The sequence below is a fragment of the Methanohalobium sp. genome (assembly GCF_046546175.1).
Taxonomy (GTDB): Archaea; Halobacteriota; Methanosarcinia; order Methanosarcinales; family Methanosarcinaceae; genus Methanohalobium.
Genome location: NZ_JBKGYF010000031.1, coordinates 1 through 17,933, shown reverse-complemented (window position 1 = coordinate 17,933; position 17,933 = coordinate 1). Strand labels below are relative to the sequence as shown.

General features: G+C 37.4%; 18 protein-coding genes. 9 read left to right on the top strand and 9 right to left on the bottom strand.

Annotation, left to right across the window (positions count from 1 at the left end; translation table 11 throughout):
* The 4 genes from ACLFMM_RS05130 to ACLFMM_RS05115 all read left to right on the top strand — a co-directional run.
* Positions 1–645 (top strand): potassium channel family protein (locus ACLFMM_RS05130; RefSeq protein ID WP_410807641.1); only part of this gene is annotated, 645 nt, incomplete at its 5' end.
* A 130-nt stretch (positions 646–775) separates the two neighbouring features.
* Complete coding sequence (locus ACLFMM_RS05125; RefSeq protein ID WP_410807640.1) at positions 776–1,711, top strand: replication factor A; 936 nt, start codon at positions 776–778, stop codon at positions 1,709–1,711.
* The gene (locus ACLFMM_RS05120) at positions 1,712–2,278 is read left to right on the top strand and encodes an RPA family protein (protein WP_410807639.1); all 567 of its coding nucleotides are present in this window, start codon (positions 1,712–1,714) and stop codon (positions 2,276–2,278) included.
* A 127-nt stretch (positions 2,279–2,405) separates the two neighbouring features.
* Positions 2,406–2,642 carry a hypothetical protein gene (locus ACLFMM_RS05115; RefSeq protein WP_410807638.1) on the top strand — a complete coding sequence of 79 codons (237 nt, stop codon included), beginning with the start codon at positions 2,406–2,408 and terminating at the stop codon, positions 2,640–2,642.
* A gap of 20 nt (positions 2,643–2,662) precedes the next feature.
* Here the strand turns inward: ACLFMM_RS05115 and ACLFMM_RS05110 are convergent, their stop codons facing one another.
* The 4 genes from ACLFMM_RS05110 to ACLFMM_RS05095 form a co-directional block, all read right to left on the bottom strand.
* On the bottom strand, positions 2,663–3,199 hold the full coding sequence (locus ACLFMM_RS05110; protein WP_410807637.1) for a metallophosphoesterase: 537 nt from the start codon (positions 3,197–3,199) through the stop codon (positions 2,663–2,665).
* 11 nt (positions 3,200–3,210) lie between these two features.
* Positions 3,211–3,999: a winged helix-turn-helix transcriptional regulator gene (locus ACLFMM_RS05105; protein WP_410807636.1), complete on the bottom strand. Its 789-nt coding sequence runs from the start codon at positions 3,997–3,999 to the stop codon at positions 3,211–3,213.
* The gene (locus ACLFMM_RS05100) at positions 3,996–4,505 is read right to left on the bottom strand and encodes an ArsR family transcriptional regulator (RefSeq protein ID WP_410807635.1); all 510 of its coding nucleotides are present in this window, start codon (positions 4,503–4,505) and stop codon (positions 3,996–3,998) included. The genes ACLFMM_RS05105 and ACLFMM_RS05100 overlap by 4 nt, the downstream gene beginning before the upstream one ends.
* A gap of 171 nt (positions 4,506–4,676) precedes the next feature.
* Positions 4,677–5,168, bottom strand: coding sequence for a pyruvoyl-dependent arginine decarboxylase (locus ACLFMM_RS05095; RefSeq protein ID WP_410807634.1), 492 nt, complete (start codon positions 5,166–5,168; stop codon positions 4,677–4,679).
* A gap of 198 nt (positions 5,169–5,366) precedes the next feature.
* On the opposite strand from ACLFMM_RS05095, the gene ACLFMM_RS05090 reads away from it, so the two are divergent.
* Both ACLFMM_RS05090 and ACLFMM_RS05085 read left to right on the top strand, forming a co-directional pair.
* Entirely contained in the window at positions 5,367–5,975 is a 609-nt protein-coding gene (locus tag ACLFMM_RS05090; RefSeq protein WP_410807633.1) for a hypothetical protein, read from the top strand.
* Between the two features lie 45 nt (positions 5,976–6,020).
* The gene (locus ACLFMM_RS05085; protein WP_410807632.1) at positions 6,021–6,794 is read left to right on the top strand and encodes a nitrilase-related carbon-nitrogen hydrolase; all 774 of its coding nucleotides are present in this window, start codon (positions 6,021–6,023) and stop codon (positions 6,792–6,794) included.
* 5 nt (positions 6,795–6,799) lie between these two features.
* On the opposite strand, the gene ACLFMM_RS05080 is transcribed toward ACLFMM_RS05085, so the two are convergent.
* From ACLFMM_RS05080 to thrC, 5 genes are all read right to left on the bottom strand, one after another.
* Positions 6,800–8,608: a Cache 3/Cache 2 fusion domain-containing protein gene (locus ACLFMM_RS05080; protein ID WP_410807631.1), complete on the bottom strand. Its 1,809-nt coding sequence runs from the start codon at positions 8,606–8,608 to the stop codon at positions 6,800–6,802.
* A 217-nt stretch (positions 8,609–8,825) separates the two neighbouring features.
* Positions 8,826–9,110: a hypothetical protein gene (locus ACLFMM_RS05075; RefSeq protein ID WP_410807630.1), complete on the bottom strand. Its 285-nt coding sequence runs from the start codon at positions 9,108–9,110 to the stop codon at positions 8,826–8,828.
* A gap of 302 nt (positions 9,111–9,412) precedes the next feature.
* Positions 9,413–10,258, bottom strand: coding sequence for an EamA family transporter (locus ACLFMM_RS05070; protein WP_410807629.1), 846 nt, complete (start codon positions 10,256–10,258; stop codon positions 9,413–9,415).
* 448 nt (positions 10,259–10,706) lie between these two features.
* Entirely contained in the window at positions 10,707–13,598 is a 2,892-nt protein-coding gene (leuS, locus tag ACLFMM_RS05065; protein WP_410807628.1) for a leucine--tRNA ligase, read from the bottom strand.
* A gap of 27 nt (positions 13,599–13,625) precedes the next feature.
* The gene (thrC, locus tag ACLFMM_RS05060) at positions 13,626–14,846 is read right to left on the bottom strand and encodes a threonine synthase (RefSeq protein WP_410807627.1); all 1,221 of its coding nucleotides are present in this window, start codon (positions 14,844–14,846) and stop codon (positions 13,626–13,628) included.
* A gap of 238 nt (positions 14,847–15,084) precedes the next feature.
* On the opposite strand from thrC, the gene cgi121 reads away from it, so the two are divergent.
* From cgi121 to ACLFMM_RS05045, 3 genes are all read left to right on the top strand, one after another.
* Positions 15,085–15,594 carry a KEOPS complex subunit Cgi121 gene (cgi121, locus tag ACLFMM_RS05055; RefSeq protein WP_410807626.1) on the top strand — a complete coding sequence of 170 codons (510 nt, stop codon included), beginning with the start codon at positions 15,085–15,087 and terminating at the stop codon, positions 15,592–15,594.
* A gap of 79 nt (positions 15,595–15,673) precedes the next feature.
* Complete coding sequence (gene glpX / locus ACLFMM_RS05050) at positions 15,674–16,765, top strand: class II fructose-bisphosphatase (protein WP_410807625.1); 1,092 nt, start codon at positions 15,674–15,676, stop codon at positions 16,763–16,765.
* 50 nt (positions 16,766–16,815) lie between these two features.
* Positions 16,816–17,933 (top strand): tRNA (N(6)-L-threonylcarbamoyladenosine(37)-C(2))-methylthiotransferase (locus tag ACLFMM_RS05045; RefSeq protein ID WP_410807624.1); only part of this gene is annotated, 1,118 nt, incomplete at its 3' end.

Here is a 17,933-nt window from a genome sequence, read left to right as displayed (position 1 = left end):
GTATTAATTGTAGGTGGAGGGCATGTAGGAAGATTGTTGGCAAAAAGGCTTGAAAAACGGGGTGAGAATGTAGTAGTTGTTGATTCATCAAAAGAAAAATGTCATGAATTGATGAATTCAGGAATCAGAGCGGTTCATGGTGATGGGGAAGACATGAATGTTCTCAAAGACGCAGGGATCGAGAATGCAAAATATGTGATTGCCACTACAGATAAAGACAATACCAACCTTCTTGTCTGTCAGGTGGCAAAAAGCAAGTTTGGATTCAAAAAGGATCAGCTTGTAGCAAGAGTAAATGATGTGGAAAACCTTCATGCATTCTGGGACCTTGAAATCCGTTCAATGAGCCCTGCCAAGACAACGGCTATAGTTCTTGATAATATGATAGGCAGACCTCATATGTTCTCCATGTGTGAGGTAGGTGGTGAAGGCGAAATTCTGGAAGTAACAGTAACCAACCCAGCCGTTGTTGGAAAAACTGTAAAGGACCTATCATTACCCAGAGAAAGCCTGATGTTAATGGTCAGAAGAGATGAAGAATCAATTATTGCACACGGAGATCTTGTTCTTGAGTATAATGATGTAGTTACTGTTATTGGTGAAGGGGATTCTGCGAAGGCTGTGGCTGATATGCTTGAAAAATAATTCACAGGGTGTGTATGGATTTTAAAACTGAATAATACTTTCACTCTGCTGAATAATTTTATATAAAAATAAAACATATCACTATATGCCTCTCTAATTAAAACAAACAAGAGGTAATAGGTGTATTACAATGGATGAAAAAGAAACAGCAAAAGAAATCAGAGATAGGTTTTCTGATTTTGGTGTAGACATTCCACAGGAAGAAATCGAAGAAAGACTTAATAAATTAACTTCCAAGTTCAAAGTTCCTATGAGTGAAGCACGAAGAAGTGTCACGAACTATTTTTTGAAGGAACATAACATACCAAGAAATGAATTCTATGGAAGTCAGATGGAAACACCCCTTGTTAATATCAAAGACCTAGTGGAAGATGGTAAATGGGTCAATGTCAAGGCTAAAGTACTCCAGATCTGGGATAATTCTCACGAATCTATATCGCAAGTAGGTATAGTAGGAGACCCAACCAGTACAATCAAATTTGTAAATTGGGCTAATGCAAATCTTCCAGAAGTAGAGGAAGGTAAAACCTATCAGTTCAGAAATGTTGTAGTTGATGAGTGGAACGGTAAATTCCAGATTAACTTTAACAGGACAAGTGGTATAGAGGAAATCGATGAGGATATAGAAATTGGGACGTCCTCGGTTACTGTGAGTGGAGCAATGGTCGATATGCAATCAGGGTCAGGGCTTATAAAACGATGTCCAGAATGTAATCGTCCGCTGTCAAAAGGAGCCTGCCCGGAACACGGGAAAGTTGAGGGGGTCTATGATTTAAGGATTAAAGCTGTTCTGGATGATGGTGAATCTGTACATGAGGCACTTTTGAACCGGGAGATGACCGAATATATTGGTGATATAACCCTTGATAGTGCCAAATCCATGGCATCAGAAGCACTTGATCCGAGTGTAGTTCTTGAATATTTGAAAAGTAAACTTATGGGTAAATATTACACAATCACAGGTCCAAAACTTGACCGGTATGTCTTGGTAGAGTCAATTGAACAGCAATCAAGGTTTGATGAAAATGCTCTTGATGAACTCATTGCCTCAGCTGAGGTGGTATAAATGGCGGCATTTATTAGAGAAGTTGCAAAACGTGTATTTGCTCAGGAATTCAAGGAATCCAATCTGACATTTAAAGACGGTGAAGATCAGTATTCTCCACAGTATCTTTTAACTCCTACAGGTGCAAAGGTAAACCGACTTTTTATTGTAGGGACACTTACAGAAACAGAAGATATAGGTACCGAATCGGAGTTTCTCAGGGGACGTGTTTCAGACCCAACAGGGTCTTTTTTGATCTACGCCGGTCAATATCAACCGGAAGCTGCACAGGTCCTTTCTGAATGTGAAAAACCTGCATTTGTAGCAATCGTGGGGAAACCAAATACCTATACTACAGATGAAGGTGATGTTATAACTTCAGTTCGGCCTGAATCAATAAATGTGGTTGATGGAGATACCCGGGATATGTGGGTCATGGATGCAGCAAAACATACCCTTGAGCGCATCAAATCTCTTGGTTGTGATGACCCAAACATCAAAAAAGCTGTAGATCACTACAACCCTGATAAAAATCACTATTATGAAATGGTTCGTCAGGCACTGCAGTCCCTTAAAGAAACCGAATAAAAAACATATCCTGTTTTGCGTCTATCATGTGTGAATTAGCACTTGGTTGATGCTCATTTTTTTTTCACAATTTGATAACCAAAACTATGATAAATAAAAAAGCAAATATATAAAGTGGTGATGAAATATGAAAACCTATCTTTTGATATGGTATAACAGTGATGGAGGAGCTACACCTTCAGAAATAAAAAACAGACTCATGTCACTTGGATTCCAGCCGATACAGGGTCCCTATGATTACGTGTATGATTGGGGAGAAAATGTAGATGTATATGAAGTCCTGGAATTTGGAGATAAAGTCCATCTCAGTCTGCAGGATATGGGAGTTATATTCAAGCTTGAAACTTCTGATAATTATCACTGAGTGAATTAATTGGTACAGTATTAACTTTCATCTTCTTCCCTGAATTTGCGGGTTAATTCAAGCGATTCACATGAACCCCCTTCAAGTTCGATTATACGTCCTGTAACAGAGCCATTTTCAATTGTTATTTCCACTCCTGTAGGCGGTGACATCCTGGGTTTTGTGGGTGAACCTGGACAGACCAGCATGACGTCTTCTTGTTCTACTATAGGTCGGTGAAGATGTCCAAATATCAGTACATCCACTTCCATTTCCAGAGCTAGATATCTATAAGCAAGTGTATCAGTAACGGATAATGCGCCTTCATGAATTACACCTATGGTGAATCCTTCTACGTCAAATTTTATTTTCTCAGGGAGCAGTTTTTTGAGTTCTGGGTCATCAGCATTACCATATACAGCTTTGAGTTTTCCTGTGGATTCAAATTCATTATAACAATCTATAGATGTGAAGTCACCGGCATGGATGACCAATTCATAGTCATCTATCAACTCTGTAAGGTTTTGAGGGGTATTTGCTTTATTAATATGTGTATCAGAAATTGCAAGTATTTTCATAATTTACTCCTTTACGGTTTTGTCAGGTCAATTAATTCATATTCCATGTCTTCGGATTCCAGCCGGCTTAATATAGTAGCAATCTCTTCATCGATAACCAGAACAAGTGATGATAAACCATGAAATGCAGCCTCTACAATTGATTCTTTTGCACCAAACATCACATCAGGTTTCAATCCGATTTTCTGAAGAGCTATAAGTGATTCTGTACCAATAGCAGCTATATAGGATTTGGATTTGGATAAGGTTTGCAGTCTTTCAAGGTCTACCTTTCTGGAACCCCCACGCTCAACCTTTGGGATTTTGCATACTGTAATCTTTGCAATTTCAAGGTCTATTAGTCCACGTAAATCAGTAACTCCTATATCTTCTCCCTTTTTAGCCTCGTCTATGGTGATTCCGGTTGAATTTGTGACTTTGTTATTACTTACATAGAGCAGACCATCACGCATTTCAAGATATACTTTTTCGTTTTTATCAAGGTCTTCTTCTGCAATAGCAGTCCAGGTTGATACATGACTGATGATATCACTCATCACAAAACGAGCATAACGTTTCATATCCGCAGCATTTTCCAGTACCCATTCAACACCATCTTTTGTAATCCTGTATTGTACTCTACCTTCTGAAGAGATAAATCCATCTTCAACTAATTCCTTCATATATTCGGAAACAGCTTGTGGAGTAACTCCAATTTTCTTGGCAATTTCCTTCTGCCTTACATTGGGTTGGCGGGCAGCTACTTCTATCAAAATCAAAAACTTTGTGATCCCGCTTTTACTTTGCAGGAGGTCTATCATTTAATATCCTCTTTGGCTCTAAGTCTTTGACCCATTACAGATAGTTTATCTGACCTTCTTGCAAGAGCACGCAAATACAACGGACTTTTATTCAGTGAACGGGCTAAATTATTTAAAGAATTGTTCCCCTGTTTAACTAGTTCTTCCAGTTCTTCGATTGTATCCTTGACTTCTTCATAGGGTTGAAAAGCCAGCATTATTATCTCGCTCAGGTCGTCGAGGGAACATTGAAAATTGGATTGTACTTTAGAATAGGCGGAATGATATTCTTTTTCAGGTTTTTTGCCTGGTTCTGGCATTTGCCACTGACTTTCAATAAGACCTCCTTTTTTAAGGATATCGATGCTGGTGGTAACATCTTCGCCCATATACTCTTCTAGTTGTCTTTCTGACATCCACATCTTGGACAGGGCATCGTATACCTGTTTGTGCTTACTGGAACCAAATGTCTTTAAAAGCGGGACCAGTTCTGATGGATCATTTATAATTCTAGTTCTCTTGCCCATTACTACTACAACCTCCAATCTCTCTTGAATAAGGGTCTTTATAGTGTATATAGATTTTAAACTTGATAAATGTGTTGTGAAATTAAAATTTATTTGGCTTTTAATGGGGCCACTGTTACCGGTTGAGAATTGGTTAATACACAGAATTTGATGATATGTAGTTATATGTTCTCAAATTATAAAAATTGCCGCTGCAATAGCAGTTGTCCACCCAGATTCCTTTTTTACCTCTGTTGACCTTGCAATATGTATGGTTTTCAATGGATATTCCTTTGTCCATGAGTGATACATGTCTCTGGCAAGCTTTTCTACGTAATTACCTGCTGATGTTTTTGTTTTATCTGTTGTATGGTATTCCGATATATATCCTATTGTATCATTGTTATTTGGAACGGCGCACCCGATAGATGTGGTTATCTGACGGCCGGGTTCATCTGAAGAAATCCTTGAAAGTACGCAGAATACAATTTCTCCCGGGCAAAGTTCTGACAGACCGTCTTCTTTTGATACAAATTCGCAACCCGGTGGTAGAATGGAACTTACTGTCACTAGGTTAAATTTTTCAATACTTGCATCACGGAGGGCAGCTTCAAAGGATTCAAGTGGTTCTTTGTGTGTACCAATACCACTGGTGAAAAATATTTTACGGGGTACTAGATTCATATTTATTTACAATTGTTGGTTTTAATTTATGGAGGAAATATCTGATGATATTGATTGGTTTTAAAAATTGTCTTTTTATTATTAAATATTTGTTCCTGATCCAAGATAAATTATACTTTAATTATTATATGAATGATAAGGTTTAAAGCAAAACCGATAATTTTATGCTGATAATAATTAAAGTTAGTAGAGATAAATATGCCCAAATACCTTTATGAAAAAATTAATGAAATATTGGATGGCAGACAGTTATCGATTAGTGGGATTACACGAGAATTAAAAAATGAAGGGTATGATGAACATCGCCTATTTTTGACAGGATATCTGCGTGCACTCCGGGATATGGATAAACTTGTTGAAATAGAAATACCACCATCCAAAATCTACAGGCTGCTGAATGATTCTGATGGAACTTCTGAAGATATCTATTCATTACTCTGTACCCATTTAAAACATCTGGATGCAGAATATCGCATACCTGTGATGGTTTATATCGCTTTTAACCTATTTGAAAGACCAGTTTTCAAACATGAGCTTAAATTGATTGGTTTCAGTGAAAAACAGATACATGACCAGCTTAATTTATTTGATGGTGTTATCCAGGAATCGATGGATTCCAATCTCAAAAAGTATCGTTCTGATATAACAAGGGTTAATATACCACCAGGAGACAGGGCATATGAAATCAACGATGACGACAAAAACGTTGTTCACATGGCAAATGAAATATTGATAGAAATTATGAAAGAACTGGTTGATATTAGAGGACTTGTTCCAAAAACCAAACAAACCAAATTGTCTTTTTAACATATTCCTGCTAATGAAAATCATAAACATGGAGTATAAATATCGATGGCAAGTATTAATGTTGCGTATGTACAGATGGATGTATCTCACTGTGATAAACAGTTAAATATTAATAGAGCAGTTACAATGTCAGAAAAAGCTGCCTTGGATGGTGCACAAATTATAGTATTGCCTGAAGTTTTTTCCACAGGATTTTGTTATGACAATATGGAAAAATTGGCTGAAACATCCCCATACCATACAATAGAGGAACTGGCAAAATTATCAGAAAATTATGATTGCATACTGATAGGTTCGATCATCGAAATAAGGGGACAATCCTATTTCAATCTCGGATTCTGTATAGAATCAGGAAAACTTGCTGGAATATACCGGAAAACTCATCCATTCGGACGTGAGAAGTCCTATTTTTCCAGAGGGGACTCAATAGTTCCGATTAAATTGAAAAATTTGACTATAGGGCTTGAAATATGTTATGAACTACGTTTTCCTGAAATTGCAAGGAAACTGGCATTATCGGGTTCTGATATACTTGTGACGATAGCCGAATTTCCAGACCCCAGAATCAATCACTGGTATACACTTGCTAAATCACGTTCGATTGAAAACCAGATTCCACATATTGCATGCAATCGTACCGGTAATGACCCGTATACCACCTATTCTGGAGGTTCTATGATAATTGATGCATGGGGGGAAGTTAAAGCGGATGCAGGGAATGTTGAAGGTATTACGGTCCGCCAGATTGATCTAGATGAAACCAGTAAAATTCGAAACCATATAACGGTTTTAAGTGATAGACGTAATGATTTGTATTGAAATATTTACTCCTGATATTTCTCCACTGTAACCCAGAAAATACTTCCCTGTCCTTCAGGATTATCTTTTACACCTACATCTCCGCCATGCAGTTCTATGATTCTTTTAACAATGGCTAGACCCAGTCCTGAACCCTTTACTCCACCTTTGTCTGCACGTTTAAACCTTTCAAATATCAGCTGTTTGTTTTCATCTGCTACACCAACCCCGAAGTCAGTTACTGTTACTTTCCAGAATTTTCCAGCATCATGTATATCTATAATTATTTTACTTCCTTCAGGACTGTATTTTACAGCATTGGATAAAAGATTGGAAAATACATCTTCTATAAATGAATCCGCTCTGGAGGGATACTCACCTTCTGCTCTAAAATCCACATTCATCTGTTTTTCTTCGATATAGGGCTGGTAATTCTTGACTACTTCTTTAAATATGGCACCTATGTCCAGTTGTTTGAATTCAAGGTCCTCAACTGTGTTTAATTTTGTAAGTTTTGATGCATTTTCTATCATGTTGATAAGTTTATCTGTGTTGCGTTTTATAGTCTCCAGTGTTTTAATTTTCTTTTCGTCATTTTCCATTTTAAGCAATACATCGGTATACCCTTTAATAATAGTTACAGGGTTTAAAAGGTCATGACGTAGTATATCTGTAAACAGGTCTTTGAGGTTGTTTGATTCTTTAAGGTTTGCAATCATTGAATTTAATTCGTTTGACAGTTGACCGATTTCATCTTTGGATGTGTTCTTAATTTCGACATCAAAATCGCCTTCTGATACTCTATTGGTAGCTTCAAGCATTTCATTTACAGGTTTTGTTATGGTCCTTGAAAACCATATACCTATAGTTGACCCCAATAGTGCGAATACAAGTACTACAAAAGTCAAACTATTCCGAATTGCATATAATGGAGCATAAAATTCTTCAACAAAAGCACCGGATGCAATTATCCAGTCTCTTTGTTCATAATAGGTATAACCAACCAGTTTGTCCCGTCCTTCCCATATATAGCGAATATGTCCTTCTTTTTTTGATATCATTTCTTGTGTAAAATCGTAGCTAAGAACATTTTCTCCTTCAAGATATGGATGAATTATTAACTTCCCGTCTGAATTCATTACGTAGACATATCCAGTTTTACCAGAAACAAGAGTCTCCGCTTGAGTTCTTATTTTATTGGTGAATGGTTTTTCAGGAATTCCAACACACAATATACCGATAACTTTATTTGAAGAGTCCTCTATGGGACGATAGGCATTGAGATACCATTCATTTTGTACTTTTGTCCGAATAATGTCGGATTTACCATCTATGACAGCGGTTTTATACATCTCATCGGGAGCAAAACTTTCGTTTTCTAGATTATCTATATTATTTTCTTCAATGCTTTCCGAAATTTTCACTGCCCTGTTGTCTGTAACCTGGAATATAGCGACTCTGCCACCTATCTGCTCTGTTAGGTTATTTACAATGTTTGAATTGTTGTTGATAATATACCCATCGATGACCATATGACCATTAACAATCTTGGGATTTCCCATGGAGTATAATTCACTACTTGATGTGTTCAGATTATTTCTGACTCTTTCTTTGGCAATAGAAAATGTAGCATTGATATAGTCTTTTTCCAGTTTAACCTGTTCCTGTAATTTCTCTTGTAGTTCGGAGTCAATGTAATCCTGGGTCTGGTCATAGGCATACAGACCCAGTATGGATACTGGTAGAATGGATAAGGTTAATGCAAACGCGATAAGTTTACGGTTTAAACTTAAATTAGCAATATAACCTTCAAACTTTTTGCTTATTTTCGACATGTTACAGACAACACCTATCAGTACAGTATATGCGTACACAGAATATTAAGCAAAAAGGTGATACACAACAGCCCCTTTTATCCTAACAATCTAAATTATGAGTTCTATTCAATTTAAACCTTCTGCAACTGTTTATCCCCCTATTAAAGAAACATGCAAATGCATCTGTAACTGTTAATAATAAATTTCAACTCTTACAAGATTATAAAAAAAAAGATTAATCATAACCTTTCATGAATGAAAAATCGTTTGTTTTTTGGTACTCCGCTACGTTCGTTTTGTAGTAAAAGATTGTGTTGTTCTCATACATTTGATTTAATTTTGTGTCAATGTCTTGGATAGCATCGTATTCGTTTATTTCAAATTTTAGTTCATCAGGTTCTAAGGGTGATTCATTGTGGTCCAATTCTATATTATATCCACCGTGTTGTTTTACCAGACCAAGTATTTCTTCTTTATTTACATCGCTTTTGTATTCCAAGTTTACTTTGTATAGATTCATTTTATCATTTCTCCTATATTTCAATCCTTATAAGAGTTATTTATTTATAAAAATGTAAGTCATGCCAAGAGTACCTACAAACAAAAGCGAACTGTATATGTGTGCATTAAATTCTACTGCTTCTACTGATTAAGCATAATTGAGTTCGGTTATTTATTTGTTATATTTTAATTAGTTTCAGATGTATTATTAATGTTAATAATATATCACATAATCCTGAAATAATTTGACTTTAGTTTATACAAACTTTTTATTTAAAAAAGAGAATCCAAAGAGCTCTTTAGAAATGTACATGTGGATTGTCAAATCGATATAAGGATTATAGCTGCCAGGGAGAATAATATTCCTAACCATTGACGCGAAGCAAGTTGTTCTTTTAATAATATACATGCCAGTAATACTGTAACTGCAGGACTTAGTGATGACAGAATTGTGGCAACATCCAATCTTCCAGCTCCTGAAGCCAAAGCAAAAAATGTAGCACCACCTGTGTTAAATAATCCTGCAATGATAACTATTACAATCACATAAGATGTGGGTTTACTTACAGCCTTTGTTAACATTATGAATCCTGTAAGCATGATAAATGCCGTAGTTCTTGAAACTGTTAATGGCCAATAAATTGCAGTGGCACTGAAATTATCAATGGATATGAAAAACAAACCAAATAATAGACCTGCAAATAGTGGATATTCTAAATATTTTGCTTTTAGATTAGATTCAACATTCATACTAACAATAAACCATATTCCAATAATTGCAAAAATAAAACCTGTGATTTTAAAAATGGAAGGTATACCTTCATTTAAAGCTGAATATATTACAGGTATAATCACCGATATAACTGCAGCCAGGATAGCAACTATACTCATTTTTCCTTTGGCCAAACCCATATACAGTGCTATCAATCCTGCAGCTCCAAAAAATCCTGCAAAAGCACCCCACATAAGATTGTTTAACGGAGGTAGGCTCTCTGAAAACGCAAATGCAAGAATTGGGAATGTAATAATACCCATGATTTGTGTAACCAGAACCACAGAATAAGCACTTGTCCTTCTGGCGGCACATCCACCTACAAAATCCCCTGTTCCCCATGATAAGGCAGACGACAGTCCAAAAATAATCGCAAGAGTTTCGATAGGTATCATACTATTTCTCCAATAATTTTCAAACCCAGGAAATTTTAAAAAATACTTATTTTGCATTATCTGTTAGGCAATGGATTGAATTAGTGTTCATGTGAAACGATTTTGTGCTTATTCAGCTTGTAAGCCATATGACCTTATATTTATAGTTCTTTTTGAGCATCTTGAATGGGTTTGCCAGTTTCTATCAATCGTTTATGACAGGAAAAGTTTCCAATGAGCTAAAAATTTAAGCTTTATAATGCCGACTTCATCCAGTATTAAAAATATAAGATTCTAACATTAATCCATATTAACAAACAAAATCAGAAACTTTTGACCTATGTTTATTGTTTTTATGACTTTTTAACGCTGCTAGGTTCTTTTTTGTATTCTAAATTCCTACAAATGGTGAAAAAGTAATTAATATAACAAAAAATAAACAGGGAAAAATCCTGAGACCTTTTATAAATTACTCAATGTAGATAGCAGGTTTTAATGGGATTGCATATTTGGATTTGTTGTCCGGGTCGTATTGAGGGTTATCCGCATTTTCTATTTCTACAGTACATCCAGTTTCTTTTTCAAAGAATTTCAGGTTCTCTTTTAGTGCAGATTCTTCATCCAGATTCGCATTATAGATTTTGTCGAATTTTTCCCTATCCATACTTGTGATATTTGGTGCAATTTTTTGTACAAATTTTTGTACTTCTTTGCCGTAGGATTTTATTTCTGGGTCCTGCATCAGGTTTTTCATCAGATTTCCTATATTCAGATTGCCCTCATTATGCATTGAAAGTGCTCTGTGATATGCCTCAATCTTCCATTCAGGTGAGGTGTAGATAACGATTTTTCTGGGATTTATCTTGGTAACCTTTATTATTTCTTCTATATCTGACAGTGTACAGCTGATTAAATCTTCTCCTAGTTCAGCAGCGTTATCGATAAGTTCCGGGTCATGATCTGGATATGCAGCAAGGGATACAAAATCAGATTCTTTATGTCGCATGGATTCCCAGATTTCTTCACAGATATGGGGTGCAAATGGGGACATCAGGCGTACCCAGACATCAAGTATATCATAGAGCAGAGCATTCCCACCTCTTCTTTGGTACCATTTTACATCATTGGACAGGAAGAAAAACGAGTTTTGAATGGCGTTACGGGTTTTAATAGTATCAAGTGCGTTATTGGTTTCTTCTATATAATGCTGGAGTCTGCTCAACATCCATCTGTCTATTTGATGCAGTTCTCCTTTATTCTGGGATATATCAGAATTTATAATTCCCTTTGCAAAGTTGTAAAACCGATCAATCTGCTTTTTCGTGGCTTCGATGCCACTGGCTCTCCAGTCTGCATCCTGTGTTTGTTCAGCGTTTGACAGTATATAAACTCGTGATACATCCGCACCGTAACTTTCCACTGCATCATTAAGGGTCAACAATGGACCCTTAGATTTGCTCATCTTCTGTCCTTCCAGAGACACAAATCCATTTACAGCTATAGCCTGAGGCCATTTATCTTCATCAAAAATTGCGACATGATGGAACAGGAAAAAGAGCAAATGGTTTGGAACCAGGTCTTTACCTGATGACCTTAAATCAACCGGATACCAGTATTCAAACTCGTATCGCATCTGTTCAAGTATATCTCTGCTGATGCCACTTTTATCAGCCACCTCACCAGAATCACCTTTACCAAGGATTACATAATCAAACATCTCAGGAACCATATGTTTAGGTGTAAGGTTCTCCTGCACAAATTTTCCGATTATGTAATATGCCATGTATATGGTTGAATCAGCCAGAGATTCTATGAGCCATTCACTGTCAAATGGAAGTCGCGTACCCAGCCCCTTTTTCCTGGCGCATGCTTTGTCTTTGAGCCAGTCCACCTTGTTTTTGAATTCGTTTCTATATTCAGGAGGGATGATATTCATCTGGTCAATGCAACGGTATACATTGTTCTTCCATTCTGGATCAGAATAATTCAGGAACCATTGACCTCGAACCATTTTTACTACACATGGGGTTCCACAACGACAGACAACGGGTTCACTAAATTCATACAAAATTTCACCAATACCCCGTTCGATAAGGTCCTGGGTGAGAATATCTTTTATTTTGGATACTTCTATATTCGCATATTTACCGGTAATATCCTTCAGAACACCGTTGTGGAACTCTTTGCGATAGATGGCTCTGGTTGCATCTTCTGCACGCGGGTCGTTCTGGTCGGAAACGTCATACTCTTCAACAGCTTCTACAGCAGGATATTTCCCATAATCTGGAATATCTATCAATGAAATGAATTCAATATCTTTTGGATTTTCGTCAATACCATATTCACTCAGGTCTTTATCATACATATCCCTGAGTGCAAGGTAATCATAGGGTGCATGAGCAGGCACACTCATTACAATTCCACTGCCGTATTCATCAGTTACAAAAGAGGCAGGCAGACTGATTACTTTATCTCCTGTGACCGGGTTTTCTGCTTTAATGCCTATCAGAGATTTGGCAGACACATCTTCTATATACTCCACTTCTCTTTCAGTATAGCGAAGTTTTGTGTAGGCTCTTTTACTTACAATCCAGTATTCTGCCTCATCTTCATCTTCTTTTTTTACCTTCACCTTTACATGTTCTATATCAGGGTTAACCCAGAGGTTTGTGACCCCAAAAATGGTCTCAGGTCGAAGGGTGGCACATGGAATTATCACATCATCGTATTTGAATTTGATAAATGTGTAGTCTACAATATTGGCTCCTTCCCCATGTAGGATATCATGGTCTTCTACAGGATTGTCATCACTGGGACACCATTTTACAGGGTGTGAACCTTTGACAATATATCCCTTTTTATAGAGCAGGTTGAATTGCCATTCGATAAACTTCTTATAGGCATCTCCAGTGGTTGTGAATTTACGTCTCCAGTCTATAGAGTATCCAATTGAGCGCATCGATTGTTCAGCTTCAACTGTAAAATAATCTACGATTTTTTCAGGTGTGTCCAGGTTTTCCAGAGTATATTTTGGGATTCCGTGATACTTGGAATATACTTCCATGGTCTTTGGTTCCTGTTTTTTTATAAGTTCAGCAAGTCCCACCAGAGGAGTGCCTGTCACATGGAATCCCATGGGGTAAAGAACATTGTAACCCTGCATCCGTTTGTGCCTTGCTACAACATCACCTATTGTAAATGTTCTTGTATGTCCGGCATGTAGATTTCCGTTTAAATAGGGATAGGGCACAGTAATGAAAAACTTGTTTCTGCTGTCTGGATCAGCTTCAAATATCCTGTTTTCATCCCATTGTTTCTGCCATTTTCTTTCGATTTCATGGGGTTTATAATCCTGCTGCATCGTTAAGACCATCCTTTGATAAACCACTTATTTGTCTTCAAATACGGCTTTTCGGATTGATTCAATTGTGGCGTCCACAACAACAGGTTTTGGACACATATCAACTACTTCTTGGGGGTCTTTGAGTAGGTGCCCAGTTGTAACACATACCACTGTCTCATCCTTTCCTATAATTCCTTCATCAACCAGTTTTTTGAGCCCTGCCACAGATGATGCACTTGCCGGCTCAACACCAATTCCTTCCAGTTGGGCTAAATCTTTTTGAGCTTGCACTATTTCGTCATCGTTCACAGTGTCAGCTAATCCCTTGGATTCATATATAGCTTTCAGTGCCTTCTTCGCATTAACAGGATTGCCTATACGTATCGCGGTTGCGATTGTATCAGGATGTGTTTCCGGTGTGATGTCATTTTGTTTGTTCTGATAGGCTTTTACAATTGGTGCAGCTCCTTCAGACTGGATACCGGTCATTTTTGGAATTTTTTCTGTTAGTCTCATGTTCATGAATTCTTTAAAACCTTTATAAATCGCTGTGATGTTTCCAGCGTTTCCAACAGGTAACATCACCCGGTCCGGTACATTAAAATCCAACTGATCGATAATTTCAAATCCTATGGTTTTCTGTCCTTCCAGTCTGTAGGGGTTTACTGAATTAAGAAGATAGAATTTTTCTTCATCACAGAGCTGGCGGACCAGTACTAGTGCTTCGTCAAAATTACCCCTTAAGCTCAAAACCTTGGCACCATGCATCAACGCCTGAGCTACTTTACCAAGTGCAACTTTGCCTTCTGGCAACAGTACAACTGCAGGGATACCGGCTCTTGCACCGTAAATTCCAAGTGATGCAGAGGTATTACCGGTTGATGCACATGCAACGGTTTTCATACCAAGTTCGATAGCTTTTGATACCCCAACAGTCATACCCCTGTCCTTGAATGAACCAGTCGGATTGAGTCCTTCGTGTTTCACATAAAGACCTTTGATTCCAATCCTATCTGCAAGACGGTCACATTTATAAAGGGGCGTACCACCTTCTTCTATTGATATTGGTTCTTGGTTTTCATCTACTGGCAGCATTTCCCTGTATTTCCAGACCGATGGACATTGTTTTTTGATTTTGTCCATATCCAGTTCAATTGTGGAATAATCATAGATGACATCGAGCAATCCTCCGCATTTACTACAGGTGTATACCACATCTGCTTTTGTGTGTCTTTTTCCGCATTCAATACATTCTAGGTGATACATTGAAAATCTCCTGAAAAGAATGATGATAGTAAATGATATTTAACCACTTTTTGATTGATGTAACCATTTAAATAGGCTGATATGATTTAAAATCTATCTTTTATTTAAATAATTGATGTTATAATATCAGGTTAAATCAAAAATAATACAAGTAAATAAATATATTTTCCTCTGCACTGTTACAGAGCATCCATCCACAACCGTTATCCTTATTCATATATGTGTCTAATCTGGTACCATGGATATAAAAATTTCAAGTGGTTCGGTTAATCTTGATAATGTGCAGGATTTTATAAAGAAATTAAATGAAATAGCATCAGTAAACAATGTTACAGTTCAGGCACTCAATGCGGACAAGGTTGCAGGGAAGCGACATCTAGAATTTGCAGTAAATAAGGCGTTGAGAGCAATTGATAATGGAAACAATAGAGCAAAGGACACCGGTATAGAAATAATGCGGTATGCATCCGGAAAGCGCCAGATTGAAGATGCTTTCAGTATGGGGGTACATGAAGGCGCAAATAACGTAGCTATTGTTATACTAGGACAATATAGTAATATTGAATCCGCATTTGAAAGTATAAATAAATTAATCAGTGAAAAAACATTGCTAGATTATAATGAATTCAAAAAAGATTTGATCGTATCAGAATTTAACATCACTGAACCTGAAATAAATGCTGTGGGTGAACAAAAAATACCTGACATTGTTCTTGAGCGTGTGGCTCTTGTCGATGTTTTAAAATGAAATACCCAAATCGTATTATATAAACAGAATATATGTCCTATTATAACTTTTAGACAGATAATTGAATCGAGATGATGGAATGAGTGATCCTAAAAAAGCTGAGGAAATGATGAAAAATGCAGGTCCAATTGAAAAAAACCTGCTTCCAAGGTTGATTAATGTAACAGAAGCTGCAGCTATTGCTGCGGCTCATGAGGTAGGACTGGGGAATAAAAATTATGCAGACCATGTATCTGTAGAATCCATGCGCAGGATGTTGAACTGTCTTGACATGAAAGGACTCATCAAAATCGGTGAAGGTGAAAGGGATGAGGCTCCAATGCTGTATATAGGCGAAGAAGTAGGTACCGGTAAAGGTGACCTTGAAGTGGATATTGCGGTAGACCCACTGGAAGGTACAAACCTTGCAGCCAACGGTATGCCGGGTGCTATTTCAGTGATGGCTATGTCCGAAAGAGGTGGGTTGTTCCACGGACCTGATGTATATATGGAAAAGATTGTAGTAGGGTCAGATGTTGTTCGATATGAAAAAGAACATCCTGAAGAGAAAATAGACCTTGATGCACCTGTAGCTGACAATCTCAATATCGTAGCAAAAGCACTTAATCGGAATATTGACGAAATAGTAGTGGTCATTTTAGACAGAGAGCGCAACTATAGGATGATTGAGGATATCAGGAAAGCTGGAGCCCGTGTTAACCTTGTTACTGATGGTGACCTGATACCAGGTGTCGCGACTGCCATCCGTGGTTCAGGAGTACATGTAGTTATGGGTTCAGGTGGATCAGGTGAAGCGGTGCTTACAGCTGCAGCAATAAAAATACTTGGTGGAAAAGTCCTTGCAAGACTGTTGCTACCGTCTGTAGCCAAAGGAAAATCCAGTGAAGAAATCGAGAAGGAAAAAGAAGAAAAGATGCCTCGGTTGAGAAATATGGGTATAACTGAGGACAATATGAACGAAATCCTTGAAACAGATCAACTTGTACCTGGTAAGGATATTATCTTTGCAGCAACCGGAATAACTTCTGGACCCTTTCTAAAGCAGGTTAATCTTTTTGGGACCGGTGATGCTAGAGTTCACAGCATATCCATGGGAAGCTCCGGTGTTGTGAGGTTTACAGAATCCATGTATATCCATGATAAAGAAGAAACTCCTCTACGGCTTTATTGAAAGCTGTCCCATAAGATATATGTTACTCAATATATTTTATATCCATTAAAATGAAAATCCATGTTGCTACCTATGGCTGCCCCTCCAGTCAGGCAGCCTCTGAAATAATGATGAACTCAATCAAACGCCAGGGACATGAACTGGTTGATGAAAAGAGTGCAGATGCTGTTGTTTTAAACACCTGTACTGTGAAGTACACAACAGAACAAAAAATACTTCACAAAATCGGAGAACTTGGTGAAAACGGTGTAGATGTAATAGTTGCCGGGTGCATGCCAGAGGTCCAGCTTGAAAATATTTTGGATAATAATCCTGATGCTCATATACTTGGTGTTAATTCAATATTAAAAATCAGTGAGTTACTTGCTAGTATAGACGGTGCAAAAAACAATGCCAAACCCCTCAAAAGACTGGAAATCTTTTCGTATGAACCAGATGGAATTTTAAATGTACCAAGAACCCGTTTCAATCAAAATATCCACATCTGCCAGATATCCCAGGGTTGCAACAACAGATGTGCCTATTGTATTGTCAGGGCGGCAAGGGGTAAACTCAGGTCGTTTGATATCGATTCGATTGTTGAAGATGTTCAGGCTGCAGTCTCTGAAGGTTGCCGGGAAATCTGGATAACATCTCAGGATAATGCCCAATATGGGATGGATAAAAAGGATGATGTTTTATTACCAGAACTGCTGGATAGAGTATCATACATACCCGGTAATTTCAAAATCAGAGTAGGTATGATGAATCCATTTTCAGTGTATCCCATACTTGATGACCTTTTAAAGGTCTATGAAAACGATAAAATATACAAGTTTTTGCATCTTCCGATACAATCAGCATCTGAAAAAGTACTCGGATACATGAACCGCAATTATACCATGTCAGAGGTTGATGAAATTATAACAAAATTCAGGGATAGGTTCGATGATTTAACACTGGTTACAGATATTATAGTGGGATTTCCAGGAGAAATAGATGAGGATTTCTATAAAAGTGTAAACTGGGTCAAAAATTACAGACCAGATAAGGTTAATATATCCCGTTACACTCCACGACCTCACACAAAGGCGCTTGAATACCGCAGTATCGATTCCAGGATTGTTGTTAAGCGTTCCAATGAACTGCATTATGTATGCGATAGCGTTAAACTTGAATCTAAAAAAGA